Origin of the sequence: Sulfurimonas sp. HSL-3221, from assembly GCF_021044585.1 — a bacterium.
Lineage (GTDB): Bacteria > Campylobacterota > Campylobacteria > Campylobacterales > Sulfurimonadaceae > Thiomicrolovo > Thiomicrolovo sulfuroxydans.
Genome location: NZ_CP087998.1, coordinates 953,261 through 970,444, shown reverse-complemented (window position 1 = coordinate 970,444; position 17,184 = coordinate 953,261). Strand labels below are relative to the sequence as shown.

General features: G+C 52.7%; 20 protein-coding genes. 15 read left to right on the top strand and 5 right to left on the bottom strand.

Annotated features, from left to right (window positions below; translation table 11 throughout):
- Positions 1–138: 138 nt before the first annotated feature.
- The 6 genes from LOH54_RS04930 to LOH54_RS04905 all read left to right on the top strand — a co-directional run bounded on the left by LOH54_RS04930 (position 139) and on the right by LOH54_RS04905 (position 4,452).
- Positions 139–612, top strand: coding sequence for a hypothetical protein (locus LOH54_RS04930; protein WP_231020917.1), 474 nt, complete (start codon positions 139–141; stop codon positions 610–612).
- Positions 613–741: 129 nt separating this feature from the next.
- Positions 742–1,002, top strand: coding sequence for an AbrB/MazE/SpoVT family DNA-binding domain-containing protein (locus tag LOH54_RS04925; protein WP_231020915.1), 261 nt, complete (start codon positions 742–744; stop codon positions 1,000–1,002).
- Positions 996–1,322: a type II toxin-antitoxin system PemK/MazF family toxin gene (locus LOH54_RS04920; protein ID WP_231020913.1), complete on the top strand. Its 327-nt coding sequence runs from the start codon at positions 996–998 to the stop codon at positions 1,320–1,322. The genes LOH54_RS04925 and LOH54_RS04920 overlap by 7 nt, the downstream gene beginning before the upstream one ends.
- A gap of 190 nt (positions 1,323–1,512) precedes the next feature.
- Entirely contained in the window at positions 1,513–1,947 is a 435-nt protein-coding gene (trxC, locus tag LOH54_RS04915; protein ID WP_231020912.1) for a thioredoxin TrxC, read from the top strand.
- A 94-nt stretch (positions 1,948–2,041) separates the two neighbouring features.
- Entirely contained in the window at positions 2,042–2,362 is a 321-nt protein-coding gene (locus LOH54_RS04910; RefSeq protein WP_231020910.1) for a hypothetical protein, read from the top strand.
- A gap of 149 nt (positions 2,363–2,511) precedes the next feature.
- Entirely contained in the window at positions 2,512–4,452 is a 1,941-nt protein-coding gene (locus tag LOH54_RS04905) for a thioredoxin domain-containing protein (protein WP_231020909.1), read from the top strand.
- A gap of 175 nt (positions 4,453–4,627) precedes the next feature.
- On the opposite strand, the gene LOH54_RS04900 is transcribed toward LOH54_RS04905, so the two are convergent.
- Entirely contained in the window at positions 4,628–5,776 is a 1,149-nt protein-coding gene (locus tag LOH54_RS04900; protein ID WP_231020907.1) for a hypothetical protein, read from the bottom strand.
- Between the two features lie 417 nt (positions 5,777–6,193).
- Between LOH54_RS04900 and LOH54_RS04895 the strand changes: the two genes are divergently transcribed.
- From LOH54_RS04895 to LOH54_RS04860, 8 genes are all read left to right on the top strand, one after another.
- Positions 6,194–6,883 carry a hypothetical protein gene (locus LOH54_RS04895; protein WP_231020905.1) on the top strand — a complete coding sequence of 230 codons (690 nt, stop codon included), beginning with the start codon at positions 6,194–6,196 and terminating at the stop codon, positions 6,881–6,883.
- 72 nt (positions 6,884–6,955) lie between these two features.
- Positions 6,956–7,315 carry a hypothetical protein gene (locus LOH54_RS04890; protein WP_231020904.1) on the top strand — a complete coding sequence of 120 codons (360 nt, stop codon included), beginning with the start codon at positions 6,956–6,958 and terminating at the stop codon, positions 7,313–7,315.
- Between the two features lie 186 nt (positions 7,316–7,501).
- Entirely contained in the window at positions 7,502–7,843 is a 342-nt protein-coding gene (locus LOH54_RS04885) for a cupin domain-containing protein (RefSeq protein WP_231020902.1), read from the top strand.
- Between the two features lie 90 nt (positions 7,844–7,933).
- Positions 7,934–8,536, top strand: a complete 603-nt coding sequence (locus tag LOH54_RS04880; RefSeq protein WP_231020900.1) for a LysE family translocator — start codon at positions 7,934–7,936, stop codon at positions 8,534–8,536.
- 35 nt (positions 8,537–8,571) lie between these two features.
- A complete protein-coding gene (locus LOH54_RS04875; RefSeq protein ID WP_231020898.1) occupies positions 8,572–9,057 on the top strand; it encodes a GNAT family N-acetyltransferase in 486 nt (161 codons plus the stop codon).
- Between the two features lie 295 nt (positions 9,058–9,352).
- Positions 9,353–10,306, top strand: a complete 954-nt coding sequence (locus tag LOH54_RS04870; RefSeq protein WP_231020896.1) for a M23 family metallopeptidase — start codon at positions 9,353–9,355, stop codon at positions 10,304–10,306.
- Positions 10,195–10,644 (top strand): bactofilin family protein, encoded by a 450-nt coding sequence (locus tag LOH54_RS04865; RefSeq protein WP_231020894.1) that lies wholly within the window; start codon positions 10,195–10,197, stop codon positions 10,642–10,644. The genes LOH54_RS04870 and LOH54_RS04865 overlap by 112 nt, the downstream gene beginning before the upstream one ends.
- A 20-nt stretch (positions 10,645–10,664) precedes the next feature.
- Positions 10,665–11,411 (top strand): DUF2238 domain-containing protein, encoded by a 747-nt coding sequence (locus LOH54_RS04860; protein WP_231020892.1) that lies wholly within the window; start codon positions 10,665–10,667, stop codon positions 11,409–11,411.
- Between the two features lie 14 nt (positions 11,412–11,425).
- Here the strand turns inward: LOH54_RS04860 and LOH54_RS04855 are convergent, their stop codons facing one another.
- Positions 11,426–11,887 carry a cupin domain-containing protein gene (locus tag LOH54_RS04855; protein WP_231020890.1) on the bottom strand — a complete coding sequence of 154 codons (462 nt, stop codon included), beginning with the start codon at positions 11,885–11,887 and terminating at the stop codon, positions 11,426–11,428.
- Between the two features lie 188 nt (positions 11,888–12,075).
- Here LOH54_RS04855 and LOH54_RS04850 point away from each other — a divergent pair, with 188 nt between their 5' ends.
- Positions 12,076–13,029 carry an AraC family transcriptional regulator gene (locus tag LOH54_RS04850; protein WP_231020888.1) on the top strand — a complete coding sequence of 318 codons (954 nt, stop codon included), beginning with the start codon at positions 12,076–12,078 and terminating at the stop codon, positions 13,027–13,029.
- Between the two features lie 2 nt (positions 13,030–13,031).
- Here the strand turns inward: LOH54_RS04850 and LOH54_RS04845 are convergent, their stop codons facing one another.
- The 3 genes from LOH54_RS04845 to LOH54_RS04835 form a co-directional block, all read right to left on the bottom strand.
- Complete coding sequence (locus LOH54_RS04845; protein ID WP_231020886.1) at positions 13,032–13,724, bottom strand: DUF2461 domain-containing protein; 693 nt, start codon at positions 13,722–13,724, stop codon at positions 13,032–13,034.
- A 21-nt stretch (positions 13,725–13,745) separates the two neighbouring features.
- The gene (gene serA / locus LOH54_RS04840; RefSeq protein ID WP_231020885.1) at positions 13,746–15,332 is read right to left on the bottom strand and encodes a phosphoglycerate dehydrogenase; all 1,587 of its coding nucleotides are present in this window, start codon (positions 15,330–15,332) and stop codon (positions 13,746–13,748) included.
- Positions 15,333–15,434: 102 nt separating this feature from the next.
- Complete coding sequence (locus LOH54_RS04835; protein WP_231020879.1) at positions 15,435–17,096, bottom strand: 30S ribosomal protein S1; 1,662 nt, start codon at positions 17,094–17,096, stop codon at positions 15,435–15,437.
- Positions 17,097–17,184: the final 88 nt, after the last annotated feature.

Sequence of the window (17,184 nt, the reverse complement as noted above, 5' to 3'; positions counted from 1 at the left end):
CCCGCGGTCGGTTTTTTGATTGCTCATTTTAAACGTTAGTGTAATAAAGGAATTAGAATCGAAAGTTCATATAAATCGATCAGAAATGGGGTAATTGCATCGACCATTGCTGGCATTATTATTTTAGTCATTCCAAAGTTGCGTGAGTACGCAATTAGTTTTTTCTCTTGGATATGGTCTGGTATTTTATGGTGCTGGAATGCACTCAACGCAACTTATGCACTGCCTGGCTGGATATGGTTACTCATTTTTATTTTTGCATTTATCGGCCTAATAAATATTTTTCTAGCATTTAAAGGTGAAGCTACTATTCCAGAATATAAATCATATACTGAAGACAGTATATACGGACTTGTCTGGCGATGGGACTGGGTAGGAAATCAAATATCTAATCTTTGGTGCTATTGTCCTAATTGTGATGCTACTCTTGTTTACAATGAACCGACTCGTCGCCGTTCATTATTTGAAACTAATCAGACTAACTTTATTTGTGAAAATTGCGGGCATAAAATTGTAGGTACGATTCAGGGTGGAAATAAAAATTATGCAATTGGAGCGGTTGAACGTGAAATCGATAGAAGAATTAGAAACAATGAATTTCAAAAGCACTAACAAACCAAAGGAGACCAATCAAAAACCCGCGGGCGGCTTTTTGATTGCTCATTTTAAACGTTATCACTCATCTCCAATTGACGCCATTGTGTAATTACAATATAATTACGAAAATAGAAGGAGTTCGATATGGCATCTTTAATTAAAATCGGAAATTCGCAAGGTATCAGACTTCCAAAAGCGATCATCAAGCAAGCGCATCTGGAAAACGTAAATCTGGAGTTTGAAGTTCTGGAAAGCGGCTTATTGATCAAACCGGTTAACAATACCGGGAGAGAGACATGGGACGAAAACATCAAAACCGTTCTGGCGGCCAATAAAGGCAAAACAGACGAAGCGTTCCTGGAAGATCTTCTCGATGACAGCGATCTGGATGACTACGAATGGTAGCCGATATTAAAAGATTCGAGATATACCTGGTCAAATTGAATCCCACGGTCGGATCTGAAATCCAAAAAACACGCCCCTGCATCGTCATTTCTCCCAACGAGCTGAATGTCCTCAAAACCGTTATCGTCGCTCCCATGACCAGCAAAGGATTCGATTTTATCTTCAGGCCGAAGATAAAATTTGAGAACAAAAACGGGCTGGTGCTGCTGGATCAGATCAGAACCGTCGACAAAACAAGATTGATAAAAAAAATCGGCGACGTCGACGAAAAAGTGTCAAAGAACATATCAAATGTGTTGGTGAAAATGTTTGAATACTAAGTGATAACAAATCAGAGGAGACCAATCAAAAACCCGCAAGCGGCATTTTGATTGGTCATTTTCAACGTTATTTATCTCTTGTGTTCAAAGACAAAGCCTTGGCGGTCTACGATGTACTGTTTCATCTTTCATAGTTTGAAACTTGCATGGGAGAAGCAGAAAGAGATCGAGACACAGAAGGCATAGCGTCATGGATACACAAAAAATGGTCTGTCCCCATTGCGGTGAGATCAACACCATTCCCGTACAGGAGCATTACAGCGAAGCCGACTGCACGCACTGCAAGGCTTCGCTGCTGGAGACGAAACCGGTCGGCGTGGATGAAGCGGCATTTATAAAACATGTCTGGAACAGCGACATCGTGGTAATAGTCGATTTCTGGGCGCCCTGGTGCGGCCCCTGCCGCACGATGGCCCCGGCATTCGAAGAAGCGGCCGCAGCCCTGCCGATGAAGGCCCGTTTCCTCAAAGTCGATACCGATACGCAACATTTACTTGCAGCGCGTTATAACGTCCGCTCCGTCCCGACGCTCATTCTCTTTAAAAACGGGTATGAGATCAACCGCAGGTCCAGGGCGATGAGCGTGGAAGAGCTCCACAAGTGGACCGGGAAATACATCGTCTAATATCACGCCTACAGTCATGGTGCAGTTCGTTGCCAACAAAGCAGTCGGGACCGACTTTTGCACACCTCCTGTTATGTGAACCAGGAGGATGCAGATGCAATTGGATAGACTGGAACGATATTTTAACGACTACACCTACATTAAAAAAGGACATTATCCGGTCACTGACATGGTGGTCTACTGGTACATGGGTGAGGCATGGACAGTGGCACATAAAGAACACCAAATTGCTGTCAGCGAAGGACTCCTGCGGTCAATAGAAGCAAAAGGCTTCGAACTTGCCCAAGAGGATGTTGCACGTCTTTTTGAGCTCTACGATCTTCGGGGCAAAGCAGCGCGTGGCGAGCTCCCGGACGAAGCAGTGCTCCAGGCGGCCTTTACCGAGATCATCGAAAAACATCATCTATCGCACTAATTAAGGGGGCGTTTAATACCCCATTCGAGACCAAAAGAGCGAATCTTGCACATCGAACATAAGTAAAGGACTATCGCTAACTACGCAATACGCGCGGCGTAAACATAGATTCGTTTGTTAAAGTCCTTTCCAAAACAGATCGGAAACCCATGCCCAACAGACTCGAACTCGAAGACTCGCCCTATCTGCAGCAACACAAAGACAACCCCATCGACTGGTACCCCTGGTGCGACGAAGCGTTCGAACGCGCCCGTACGGAAGATCGCCCCCTTTTCATCTCGGTCGGCTACAGCACCTGCCACTGGTGCCACGCCATGGAGCGCGATGTGTTCAGCAATGAAAAGATCGCCGCGATCCTGAACGAACACTATATCTGCATCAAAGTTGACCGCGAAGAGCGCCCGGATATCGACAAATACTACCAGGAGGTACACCACCTGCTGAACCGCAAACCGAGCGGATGGCCCACTTCCGTCTTCTGTACTCCGGACAAGCGGCCCATTTTCGCGGGGACCTACATCACGCCGAATTCCCGCGGAGAGAAGATCGGTTTCACGGAGCTCTCCAAACTGATTGCGACCAAAGTGGCGCAAAAAGATAAAAGCCTGTTCAAAAGTGCAGACGAGATTCAGGCCTATCTGGACAAACCTGCCTCGCAAGCCATCGAGGTCAAACAGCTCAATGCCACCTTGATCCAGCGCTTCGTCAAACAGGCGCTGCGCATTTTCGAGCCAAACAGCGGCGGCTTTTCGAATGATCTGAAATTCCCCCAGATCTACACCCTTAACGCGCTGCTGGACATCGTGCTGCTGCAGAACAATCCCTATGCCGAGAAGATGCTGACGCAGACGCTCAGCACGATGCACCGGGGCGGCATGTACGACCTCATCGACGGCGGCTTCTGCCGCTACAGCACCGATGTAGATTGGCTCATACCCCGTTTTGAGAAGATGACCTTCGACAACGGGCTGCACTGCGAGCTCTACGCCCGTGCCGGACGTATGTTGAATGACGCGAGCTATTCCCTAATAGCCATAGAGATCGCCGACTTTATGACCGGGAAAATGCAGGAAGACGGCCTCTTCTACTCCGCCATCGATGCCGACACCGAAGGCGCACAGGGCATCTACTACACTTTTGACTACGACACGGCCAAAACCGCACTGCTCGAACACGGTTTCAGCGCAGACGATACGGAAACGATCCTCGCCACATTGCATGTGACGCCGGAGGGCAATTTCATGGGCCGCAATATCGTCTGGCTCGAGGCGCCCGGTGACCGCCCGGAGTGGTTCGACGCCGTACGGGAAGTATTGCTCTCCCTGAGAGAAGCGCGCGAATACCCCTTTATCGACAAAAAGGTGCAGACCTCGTGGAGCGCGATGATGATCCGCGGCCTCTTCGAGCTGGGGAAATCCGACTCCAGCTACACGCAAAAGGCCATCGATGCGCTGGAGGCGCTTATGGATTTCGTGATGCCCCAGGGAGCGCTCTTTCACTCGGGGCTCATTCACAGCAGCCCGAAGGTCGGCGCCTTTTTGGAAGATTACGCCTACCTCGGCACCGCGTTTATCAAAGCGTATGAAGCGACCTACGACAACGTCTGGCTCATGCAGGCGCAGCGGATGGCCGACTTCGCGCTGGAAGAGTTCTATGAGAACGGGCGCTGGTATTTGAGTCGCGGGGCGTTCACGACGGAGGCGGACCCGGCAGACGCGCTCTACCCCGGTTCCATCGGCGTGATCGTCGATCTGCTGCTGAGCCTCGGCATGCTCCAGGATGACAGCTACCGGCAGTTCGCCTTCACAACCCTGCAGTATTATTCCGCCAAACTGGTGAAAGCACCCATCAGCTACCCCCACCTCTTCAACCAGGCGATCCGCTACCGCTTCGAAGACCTGCTTGTCAAAGCCAATGCCGACAAACTGGCTATGGCCGCGCCGTCCCTGGCCGAGGTTACCTACCCCTACGTTCGCGTCAAAGCCACCCATAACAAAAACTATATGCTCTGCGGCACGCAGAGCTGTTTCGCACAGTTGAAAACGCCGGTGGAAATCGCCGACACCATTCGGGAAAAATTTTCAAACTGACCTGCGTACGGAAATGTCTAGGGATATTCCGGACGTTCCAACTTTTGGATGAAACGTGGCATGAGCAGGTGGATGAACCGCTCTATTCAAATAAATAACGGCCTCAACGCCGCGCTTAGAACCCTGCATCAACAGGCGTTCCTTTCATCACGGTTCCTGATAGAATGTATGCACGTTACGGCTGCGGCCACTCCGCAGGTTGCAGCCTATCGAGGCACAGATTTTCCGCCCTGGAAGATTTCAAAATGACGCCGGCCTTCTTCACCGCCCCGTCGGGGTCTGTCAGCCGGTAAAGGACCTGCACTTCACCGACGGCAAGCAACTTGTCACTCGCGTACCAACGGGACTCTTTAACCTGGAGCGTCTGGACCGACGTTTTCAGAAAAAGAAGATCCTTCTCCTTGATCGACGATGCGATCATCTGCCCCTCAACCTGAGTCCAGAACTCCTCGCTCTTATTCAGGGTCTCCAGCAGTGCTTTGGCATGCTGAATGTCCGTCTCTACCATGGCCAGAACGGCGCCATCGCCCTCCGACGTCTTTTTAGCGCGTTCCAGGTTTATCATGGCAGCGCCGAGTTCGCGGCTCATAGTGGTTCTTTTTTCCAACAGTGCTTCTGCCTCCTTTTGGGCTCTGCCACCCACGGCTGCCGGATGGGTCACAAATCTGCTTTTCGCTTTTGAATCCAGCAGATTTTTCAGGATCGTTTCCGCCTCCGCTTCATCATTGAACACCGTGATGGAGCGGTCAACGCGAAAGAGTTTGGAAACGCTCTCGATGACCTCCGGGACGACGCCAAGCAACGATATCGCAGCGGCCATTCCCTGCATTTTCATGGATTCCCCTGGCGAGGGCTGCGTCGCTTGCGCATTGAAGCTTTGCAGCGCCGCAATCGATTCGTCGATCATACGGAGCGTGTATGCTGACATATATGCCTTTTTCAGCTCCGCCTCCGAGACCAGAACGGCGCCCTCTGGGCAGAGGTCAATCAGCGTATCGGCGATCTCGTCCATCAACGCCAGCATCGGGCGCTTGCTCCGAAGCAGCGCCGTGTTATCCTTCCCATCCGAGACCGTCACCGTCCCCTTGTTCCCCTCGGGGAGCTTCCACTCGCTCAGTGCCGCTTTGATCTTTTGAAGTTGCGCAGAATCCATCTCCGCCTCGGCATCCGCCAATGCTTTTTGCGCTTGTACCAATGCCGATTTTTTCGTTAAAAGCTTGGTCTCGTCCTCCAACTGCTTGATCTGCTCTTCCTGTGTTAATTCCGATGCCATTGTTATCCCTCCTGTCAGTAAAAAGATCGCCACAATAAGTACTCTCATCATCTGATCCACCTCCTTTTTACTTTATGTTTCTAAGCATCATATATTGTATATTAGCGTTTATTCGATTTGCTTAAATTCCATATGGCAGTGCCGTGGCCGCTTGCAACGATCGGGAGAGTCCTCACGTTTTGCTTCCATGTCTTCTGCGCTATCCATTCCGCAGCCCTGCCCAAATACCTGCATAGACGGGGGTTCCCCACTCATCCGCATCGAAGGACGGCATATTTGTTTCTCCTCAATCCATCAAACAAAACAGTCGATTCAGCTACAATTAACATTAATAGTTTTGGTTGGAATAAGTTTGAACATGTACAATGGTTCTTATCTGTTAGTTGTTGGGCGCCTTACGGCAACGACAAAGCTCGTCCTGCTATAGTGCTGTAGCGTATGGAGAGTGTCCGCTTCAAAGGAGTAGACATGAAGAAGCTTCTTGTTTTATCGCTCGTCCTTCTATTAAGCATCGCCGTGCAGGCAACCCAAAAGCTTGAGAACATTACAACGATGAATGAATTCCAGGGTTTCGTTCATACATTCTATCTCCATCCCCAACCGGAGCTGATTGACAGCGCCATTACTTTTTTAGGGTCGTCCGAGATGGCCTCCAACCCCAACGCGAAAGCCCTGTTACTCATGTCGTTCAGTTCGCTCTTTTCCATGTATGACGCTACCCGGAAAACGCAGTGGGAGAAGACCATACAGGGCATCAGGGAACCGGCCAAATCTCTCTTAATGGACGCCTTGCGCCGATCGCCGAGTGCGCTGCTGGATGCGGCACCCCTCTCCCCGGCCAAAGTCGATATGTACTGGGCCTGTTTCTTCACGACCGGCGACTTTGAATATCTCTATGCGATCATTGCTTTGCTAAAGCACCTGGACGAACGTCAGGACATCAATCTGTTCCTGACCGCGGCATCCGCAAAATGGTCCCTCTCCAGTAATGCCAAGATCCATTTCAAGGTCCGCATGGCGCTGGAGGCGATGAAGGCCGGCGATCTCCCTGCACTGCAAGCCGTCGCAAAAGAGATCCTCGAGGTCAATCCCACCTTGATCAGAGAAGAAGCTCTCGCTGTTCTGAGAGAACAGAAGCGAAAAGGAATATGGCGATAGGCATCGTCCGCATGCCTTCACGCTCTCTTTAACGCCAGATACCATCTTAGTTCATAAAAGGAATCCAAAACTATGCTTGAAATCGCGATCTTTTCACTGATTATCCTGGTATTCGGCGCCCTGCCGAGTCTGTGGTATCTCAGGCGGAGAGAAAACGTTGACGACAACCCAAACCCCCATATTGTTATTGTTGTTTTGACGACGCTGCTCGTTTTGACAAATACCTATTTTGCCTATCTGATGGGCCAGGGTTCCATATCGTATGTCCTCGGGTATGTATTTTTCATCCCGCTCGTAGTGGTCCTGGTCTCTCGAAACAACTGGAGAGCACGCTGGAATAGCGCCTTTTTTTCATCGCTCGTTATCTTCCTCAGCATCATTGTCAACCTCATCACAGCGGCAGATGAAACTGCGAAGCAGATCCGAACGTGAATGCTCCTATGAACAGGATGCAAAAAATGAGATATCATAGCTGACAACTGAATCATCTCTTTCGGAGATGGACAAGAAAATGAAGCACTCATCTTCGGTTCCGAGGAAGGCTTCAATAATATGCGCGGTTGTCCGGTCTTTCCGGCATTGCCTAACAGTTCAGCATAGTCAATAAAGGAGTCTGCATTGTCTGTCGTTTCTATTACAAACAGCGATCATTATGGATGGGGGGAGAACTGTGACGGTTGGCACCTGGCCGTTTCAGCCAGCCTGAACGTTATCCGCGAACGCATGCCGCAGGGCGCATCGGAAACGCGCCACCTCCACAACAGTGCAGAGCAGTTTTTCTATGTACTTTCCGGCATTGCAACCCTTGAGGTCGCGGGTGAAATATATATTTTGGCGCCCGGGGAAGGCTTTCACGTCCCCGCGGGGATCGCGCACTCCCTGATAAACGAACACGTGCAGGATTTGGAGTTTTTAGTGGTCTCTACGCCGCCGAGCCACGGGGACAGAGTGGATGCCTGAAATCCCTGGGGAATCGACCCGGCGGAGAGGCGCTTTGTGCTAAAAGGTATAACTAATGCATTTGCTTACCCATAGTATGAAAGGAGATCGATGAGCGTGTACGACCTTGCGGCTTTTTCGGCCGCCATGTTTTTGCTGGCCGTTACCCCCGGTCCCGGAGTCTTCATCACGGTTTCCAAAGCACTGGCATCGGGCTTCAAAGCAAGCCTGCCCGTTATTGCCGGGATCGTTTCAGGCGATCTGGTTTTTCTTTTGGCTGCCATCTACGGCCTTGCGGCCGTCGCCGAGGTTTTCGCTGCCCTCTTTGTCGTGATCAAATATGCGGGCGCCGCCTATCTCATCTGGCTGGGAATGCAGTTGTGGCGCTCACCGCCGAAACAGGTACGCGTTGCGGCATCCAAAAAGTACGGGTTTCTGAGCGGCCTCTCCATCACGCTGGGCAATCCGAAAGTCATCCTTTTCTATCTGGGCTTTCTCCCCGCCTTTGTCGACCTGCATGCCCTGGAAAGTGTTGAGGTCTTGCTTATCGTGCTTGCACTCACGTCCATACTCGGCTCCGTCATGCTCTTTTACGCCTTCTCCGCCGCGAGGACCGGCATGCTTTTCAAAAGCGGACGGTCGCAACAACAGCTGAAGCGTATGGCCGGGAGCGTCATGATCGGCACAGGCACCGTTCTGATTGCAAAAGCCTGAGACGCCCCCCTTCAGACCGACACCAAGGAGAGACCATGCACCCCACTATCATCTGCGCCACACCGGAAGATGCCCGCGACATCGCCGTCATGACCGGTGAACTGCTCCAGGAGATCATGGACCGCATCAACGTCAAAGCCTTCCGTTTTCATCAGGGAGAGACGGAAACCCGGGCTGCGGAGCTGTTGTCCCGTGGCGTCTATTACGTCTTTCTCGCCAGGGACCCCGTTACCGGAGAAGCGATCGGATTCATATCACTCTATGAAAGTTATGCCCTCTACACCGAAGGGGCCTACGGCACGATTCCGGAACTCTACGTACGCCCCGCCTATCGTTCAATGGGCGTAGGTGTGGCGCTCTTGCAGCGCGCCAAAGATTTCGCGGCGGCCAGAGGGTGGAAGCGGCTGGAGGTGACGACGCCTCCCCTGCCGGAGTTTGACAGGACGCTGGCCTTCTATGAACGCAATACCTTTGAAATCTCCGGCGGCAGAAAACTGAAAAGCGACATCGAGGTTTCATGAGGTTTTTCAGTAGACACGGAGAGAAAGTTTCGCAAATTTTATCTATATTAAATATTAAAAAACATAAATTTAACGCTTTATAATTTTCTTAAGATTAGCAATGTAAAATGGGCGCGGTATTTAAAAATATTATATATTGATCTGCAGTTTGACATGGTACCGTTTTTCCGGAAACGAGACCGCATCAAATCAAGGTATAATGTCAAATAAATATTTTGTTAAACAAAGATAATAATTCAAGCTGTATACGCAAAAAAGAGGACTGTTTCGGCGGTACCATAGGAGACGAAGAAGGATGAACACACGCTTCACTGTCACGATCCACGACATTGACGGCGTACGGCAGTACAGCCTCCACAATATCGTCAAAAAAGTCCTTCTGTACTCGGGAGCGGGTCTCGTCACGCTGATTGCCGCAGGGGTCGCGTTTATTGTCTTCCTCAACGTCTCTCTTAATGATATCGACGAGAAAAAGCTTCAGCTCGAAGCGCACAACGCCGAGCTGCGCAGTTCCATCGCGGCGGCAGAACTGGACCTGGCTGCGAAACAGAAGGAGCTGACCACCGTATCCGACCGTCTCGACGGCATCGAAAGCCTGATCGGTCTGGCGCCCGATACGGAAACAGAGAGCAGCCTGCTTGAACGCGTCGAGATCGCCCAGATGACCTCCGTACAGCGCGCGGCGCTGCTGCAGCACATCCCCAACGGTTCCCCCGTCGAGTATAGAGGCATTACGAGTAAATTCGGCTACCGTACCCACCCCACCCTCCACCGCAAAGAGTTCCATCCCGGCAGTGACCTCCGCGCGCCGATGAACACCCCCATCCATGCCACGGCGGACGGCGTCATCGAGTACGCGGGGCTGCACAGTAGCAGCGGTTACGGGCGTCTGATTATCGTCGACAACAACTACGGTTTCAAGACCTATTTCGGACACCTTAACAAGATCAGCGTCAAATCCGGACAATATGTCAGAAGAGGCGACGTTATCGGCTATACGGGCAACAGCGGGATGAGCAACGGACCGCACCTTCATTACGAAGTGCGATTTATCCAGCGCAAACTCAATCCCTACTGGTTCATCAAGTGGGATCTTGAGCACTATGCCACCATCTTTGAAAAGGAGAAAAAAGTACCATGGCAATCTTTGGTAGCAACAATAACTCGGGATCAGCACCTGCAAAAGCTCCCGTCACCAACACCAGTACCACCATCATCACAGCTGGCGCTTTACTCAAAGGCGAAATAGCACTGGAGTGCGACGTCTTTTTTGACGGTCGTCTGGAGGGAACGATGCGTTCCAAGGGGGTCATCACCGTCGGACAGAACGGTGTGATCGTCGGCGAAGTCAAAGCACCGCATCTCATCGTGCGCGGCCGCATCGAAGGGACCCTCGACGTCGATCGGGTCGAGATCAAGGAGAACGGTTACGTCGGAGGGGTCATCTCATCCAAAGAGATGGTGATCGAGTCCAAAGGGATCTTTGAAGGCGAAAGCCATCGTAAAACGTCCGAAAGCGCGGCCAAACCCGTTCAGGACGCCGCAGCCGAAAAGCCTGCCGAAAAGCCCGCTGAAAAGAAGAGCTAATCCGGCCGACAGGAGAGTGAATGCAAAGCGAAGAGGAGTGCTGCTACGCCCACAACCGCTACCTTCTGCTCCTTTCCCTGCTCTTCGCAGTGGAATTCATCCTCCTCGCATTCGCCCCCTATGACCGGCATGACTGGCTGCTCGAAAACGTACTGGTCCTGCTGGCCGTGCTTTTTTTCGCCACGACCTACAGAACCTTCCCCCTTTCGCGCATTTCGCTGACGCTGATCTTTCTTTTTCTCTACCTGCACGAAATCGGCGCCCACTACACCTATGCCGAAGTGCCCTATGAGGCCTGGGGACAATCCCTCTTCGGTATTTCGCTAAATGGGCTCTTCGGCTGGGAGCGCAACAACTTCGACCGCGTCGTCCATTTTCTCTACGGCCTGCTGCTTGCCTACCCACTGCGGGAGTTTTTTCTGCGCGTCGTCGACGTCAAAGGGTTCTGGGGCTACTTTTTCCCCCTCCTCGTCACCATGGCCAGCTCCATGCTCTATGAACTGGTCGAATGGGGGGCGGCCGTCTACTTCGGCGGCGACCTTGGGATGGCCTATCTGGGCACCCAGGGCGACGTCTGGGATGCGCACAAGGATATGCTCTTCGCCACCATCGGTGCCCTCATTGCCATGGTCATCACCGCGGCCATCAACGCAACCCTGCAGAAAGATTTTGTCCGGGAATGGGTCCACAGTTTCCGGGTCAAGCACAGGCATCCCCTGGGCGAAAACGCCCTGATGCGCCTATGGCGGCAGCGGCATAATAAATAACCGCCCTTTCCCCCCTATTCAGCGGGTTTCATAATCTCGAAAGCGTCAATGGGTTCGTTGAAGGCGATAAAGAGCACACAGGGGTCCCCTTTTTCGCAGTAGGCGACATGCGGATGCTTCTCTGGTCCGAACGCGTACATCCCGGTTTCGATCAGTTCGGCTTTCTGGTTATCGTACTGGACCGTCATAGTGCCCGAGACGAGGACCATGCGCTCCGCCGACGTATGCCAATGGTGCGGGATCTTATAGTCGCCCGGGACTTTGAACAAAACATCGGTGTGGGGCTTGGCCGGATCGCCATGCAACACGGCGATCTTGCACGCTTCACCGAGGAAGGCCGGGCAAGGCACCCACTGCAGCCGCTGATCATCGTACTTGTACGCCAGTGCCGGCTCTTCGGCGGAGAGTCCGGAAAAGAGCCCTGTCACGACGGACGCCAACACCATTACTGCCATTTTACGGATCGGTAAAAACATAGAGAATCCTTTTTATCAAAGGCCGTAACGGCCTAAAAATGAATTTTGCAGTACTACCCCACCATCTTAACAGCACACGCATCCGTTGGAAAGAGCCAATGTTCGCTTAACTGTGCAATTTGTCGGATTATTTGATTTTTCTATAGTTATTGCGTCACTATAATAGGCAAAAGAAGAAAGGTGAGACCATGGGAGCGCCGCTTCCGCTATACACGATCGAAGAGACGATCAATACCTACAAGTACCTTTTCAAACCCAACCCCACCTTCGGGATGGACTTTTACGCCGAAGGTTTCGAAGCGAAGGATGTCGTCTTGCTGCTCGATGACATCGCGCCGAGTCACGGCATTCCCCTCCGGTTCGACTATTACGCCCTTTTTCTCAGACTCAAGGGAGAGACCATCCGCAGCGTCAACCACTTTGACTACACGATCCAACCCCAGGCGCTGCAACTGGTCTGCCCCGGCTCCATCTACGCGTTCAGGGATATCTCGGACGAATCGAAAACCTACGTGCTGCTCTTCGACAAGGCGTTCATTGAAGAGAAGAACCTCTCCTCGGAGGACCTCGACCCGCTCTTTGCCTTTCACCGCCTTCACCAGAACGATGTCGTCCTCGATACGGCGAGCTATGCCCAGGTCCTCTCCCTCTATGAGCAGCTCAGCTATGAACTGCGCCAGAAAAAAGAGGATTTCAGGAGTATGGCCAAGATGCTGATCACCCAGCTGCTCTTCATCCTCAAACGCGAAAAGCAGAATGCCGGCCTGCCGCAGAACCTCACCAGGGCCGAACAGCTCAGCGCGGAGTTCCTGGTCCTGATCGAGGAGCATTTCTGGAACAAAAAGAGCGTCAAAGCGTATGCCGAGATGATGGCTGTCACCCCGAAGCATCTCAGTGAAACGGTCAAGGCCACCCTGCACCGAAGCGCCCTCTCCTACATCCACCTGCGCATTATCAAGGAGATCCAGTACCTGCTCTGCTTCGGCAACATGTCAATCAAGCAGATCGCCTACGCCCTCAATTTCGAAAGCCCCTCACAGCTGGGGCGTTTTTTCAAAAACCATGAAGGAATCTGTCCGAAGGAGTACCGTCTTCGCAACCGGATAGACTACCCGTCACTGGTTCCCGGAAAGCATCGGTAGGATCAGTTCTGCTGCTCCGCATATAGCGTCATTTCATACACCCACTGCTGCAACGGGAGCATCGCTTCGTAATGCGCATAGAGCGTGTCGATAAGCGTTTCGGACGTCATCAACGCCGCCTCGGTCTCCGTATAGGCGTACATGCAGTTGTAAAGAGTGAGTTCTGCCAGGGGCATCGAGGCGTCAAAACCGGCCGGAAGGCGCTTGTAGCGTTTCTCCGGCAGCCTGTACCCCTGCGCCGTCAGCCGCTCGAGGATAGCCTGCAGCTCCCTTCGGCGCTCTTCGGATTTCAGATAGGAACGGTAAGCGGAGAGCATCGCGGGCTTGAAGCGGCGCAAGCCCGTTGCGACCAGGAGCGTCTGCGGGTCGAAATGGAGGTAGAAAGCGCTGCTCTGCATCCGCTTGCCGCCGCCCTGCCAGAAGACGATCCCGATATGGTCCTTCAGCGGCGGCTCATCGAAATGGAAACGCTGGTCGCGGTAGATGCGGAAGAGCGAACCGTTGACTTTCGGCAGGGCATTGATCGTCGGCACGAGGGCCATGAGGTGTTCGCCCATCTCCTCGACGAATGCGCGGCTGGGTTCAAGCACAAGCTCATGGTAGAGCATCTTGTTGGCGTCAAACCAGGCTTTGGAATTATTGCTCTGGAGTTCGGCTAAAAAAGGGAGGGTGCCTGCGGGAAAGTGCGAGAACACCGGAAGACTCCGATGGTCTCTTTAGAGGCGGACCGTGTCGACGCTGATGCACTCTTCGAGCGCGGAGAGCTCAGAAAGTGCTGCGTCTTTGACCGGCGTGTCGGTGATAATGACGGCAAGGGCTTCGCCGTTGCTGTTGCGGCCCAGGCGGAAGTCGCCGATGTTGACGCCGTTACGCGCCAGCAGCGATCCCACTTTGCCGATAACGCCCGGGACATCGGTGTTTTTGAAGAGGGTGAAGTTCCCCTTCGGCTCGACGTCGAGGTCGAAACCGTTGACCTCGACGATACGCTGGACGCCCTCTTCGAAGATCGTCGCGTCGATATCGACGACACGCTTGTCCGTCGTCAGTTTGACGGAAATGAGGTTTTTATAGGCGCTGCTGCCGAGCTCGGCAGAGGTTTCGATCTTGATCCCCTTCTGCTCGGCGATGAAAGAGGCGTTGACGTAGTTGATGGTATCTCCGGTCTTGTCCGCCAGTGCACCGACGGTTACAAAGGTACTGAGAGAGTCGAGGTACTCGGCGATATCGCCCTGTGCGCTGACCTTGATGGAGACGATCGGTGCACGGTTGAGCTCGCTCGCCATAAAGCCGATCTTCTGTCCGAGCTCCAGGAACGGTTTGACGAATGCCGGGATCTTCGTCTCGTCGATCGGCAGGTTGAAGGCGTTCGGGAAGGCGATGCCCTTGGCCGCTTCGATCGCCTGCTGCGCCGCCTGCGTACCGATGTTGTACTGGGATTCGAAGGTGTTCGCACCAAGGTGCGGGGAGACGACGATGTTGTCCAGGTCGAGCAGCGGGTGGTCCGTTGCCGGCTCTTTCTTGAAGACGTCGATACCGGCGAAACGAATCTTGCCGGATTTGAGGCCGTCATAGAGCGCTTCCTCGTTGTAGAGGCCGCCGCGGGCACAGTTGACGAGCACGACGCCGTCTTTCATCTTCGCGATCTCTTCGGCACCGATGATGTCGATCGTCTCAGAGTTTTTCGGCGTATGGATCGTGATAATGTCGCAGCCGAGGATCTCATCGAAGCTGTCCGTGTATTTCACGCCGAGGTCTGTCGCCTTGGAGGCCGGGATGTACGGATCGTAGGCCACGACGTCCATTTCGAACGCCTTGCAGCGTACCCCGACGCGGCTCCCGATGTTACCGAAACCGATGATACCGAGCTTCTTGCCTTTGAGCTCGTAGCCGTACCATTTCTCGCGCTTCCAGATGCGCTGGTTTTTAAGATGGTCGTGGGAGTAGGGGAACATGCGCATACAGGAGAGCATATGGGCCATGGTCAGTTCGACGGCAGCGATCGTATTGGCCGTCGGGACGTTCATGACGATGATCCCCTCTTTGGAGCAGCCGTCGATATCGACGTTGTCGACACCGACACCGGCGCGGACGATCGCCTTCATCTGCTTGGCGGCACCGATGAACTTGTCATCCACGTCGGTAGAGGAGCGTGTGATCGCGACGTCGGCATCGGCGATGACATCGAGCAGCGCCGTTTTGTCGACATCGGCAGCGAAAACGTAATCGATCTGCGGATCGTTCTGAAGCATCTCGAGCCCGGCTTCGTGAATATGGTCACACACGACTACTTTATATTTTTCCATCTTAAAATCCTAAAGTGAAATTGAAAATGTTATCAACAAGTACCTGCCTCGCAGGGCATTGCTGATAAATTTGGGAAGCCCCTCCGCCGGTGCGGAAAGGGGTTATTTTTTGAGTTGGTCTTTGATCAGGTCGCCGAGGCTGTTGGAACCTTCCTCTTCGTTGAGCTTGTCGAGGATTTTCTGATCGTGCAGTCTGTCGAGTTTGCGGACAGAGAGGCGGATACGGTCGCGCTTGGCGTCGATCGCAACGATTGCCGCTTCGATCTCCTGCCCTTTTTCGAGCTCTTCCGCTTTGAGCGGTTCGAGGTCTTCGTTGCGGATCAGCGCATCGACGCCGTCGCTCAGGGAGACGAAGACACCGAAGTCTTTTACGTCACGGACGCTGCCTTTGACAATGTCGTTCACGCGGTGGGAAGCGGCAAACTTCTCAACCGGGCTCTCTTCGAGCATCTTGCGGTTGAGGGAGATCTTCTGATCGTCGCGGTTGATCTTGGCGATCTTGACTTCGACTTCGTCGCCGGATTTGAAGAGGTCTTTGGCTTTGACGCCTTTTTCCCATGTCGTGTCCTGGTTGTGCAGGAGCCCTTCGACGCCGGCAATCTTGACGAACGCACCGAAGTCCGTCAGGGATGTGACGGTACCGGTCACAATATCGCCCTCTTTGAATTTCTTCGCGAATTCGTCGAAAGGTTTCGGCAGAAGACGCTTGAGGGAGACGCGCAGCTTGTGCTTATCCGGATCAACGTCGATCACCTCGACGTCGATGTCGTCGCCGACGGTCAGGTAGTCTTTCGGGTTCTTGATGTTTTTGTCCCAGGTGATCTCTGAGATATGGAGGAAACCTTCGATATCGTTTCCGAGGTCGACGAACGCACCGTACGGCTCGATGTTGCTGACCGTAACCGTAATAGTATCGCCTGCTTCGAGTTCGTCCTCGATCTCTTTCCACGGATCCGGCTGGACCGCTTTAATGGAGAGGGAGAGGTGGCGCTTGTCTTTGTCGTAAGCAATCGCTTTGACGAGGACCTTGTCGCCTTCGTTGTAGAGCTTGGACGGGTTGACCGGGCCTTTGTAGCTGATCTCGTTGTAGTGGACCAGGCCGTCGACACCGCCGACGTCTACAAACATACCGTAACTGGTGATCTTCTTGATAACACCTTCGACGATCGTACCCTCTTCCATCAGCTGGTCGATGATCTCTTTCTTGCGCTTGCGCTCTTCGTTGAAGAGTTTGCGGCGGGAGACGACGATGGAGTTGTCTTCCGGATCAAGTTTAATGACCTGTGCCTTGACTTTGCGGCCAAGAACGTTGTCACTCTCTTTGAACGCCGCGAGTGAACGCGGCATGAAGAAGCAGACGCCGTCCGCTTCGATCACGTAGCCGCCGCGGTTCTTCTTGGTCACGGTTCCTTCGATGATCACATCTTCGAAATCCTCTTTGTGCGCCTCGACGAATTCCATTGTCTTCTGCTGCTCGAGGACCTTGCGGTAGGAGATCTTCGGACGCTCGTTGTAGTGTCCTGTGACCATAACCGTGATCTTGTCACCGACGTTGAAAAGCAGGTTGCCTGCCTCATCCCTGATCTCATCAAGACTGATGATACCTTCCAGTTTCTCTCCAACTCCGACGAGCGCGCGATTATCGTCTTCCTGGATTGCGACAATTTCACCTTCGGTGATGCGATTTGATTCTTGCTCCTGGAAAGAAGCCTCCAGCATCTCGGCGAAATTTTCTTCTTCAAATGCTTCGTTATCGAAAGCCATACCTGTACCCTTATTACGTAATAAAATCTCGTGAGTATAGCGAAAGAAAGCTTTTATGAAGCAGAAAGATTACAGGAGGGCGGATTTT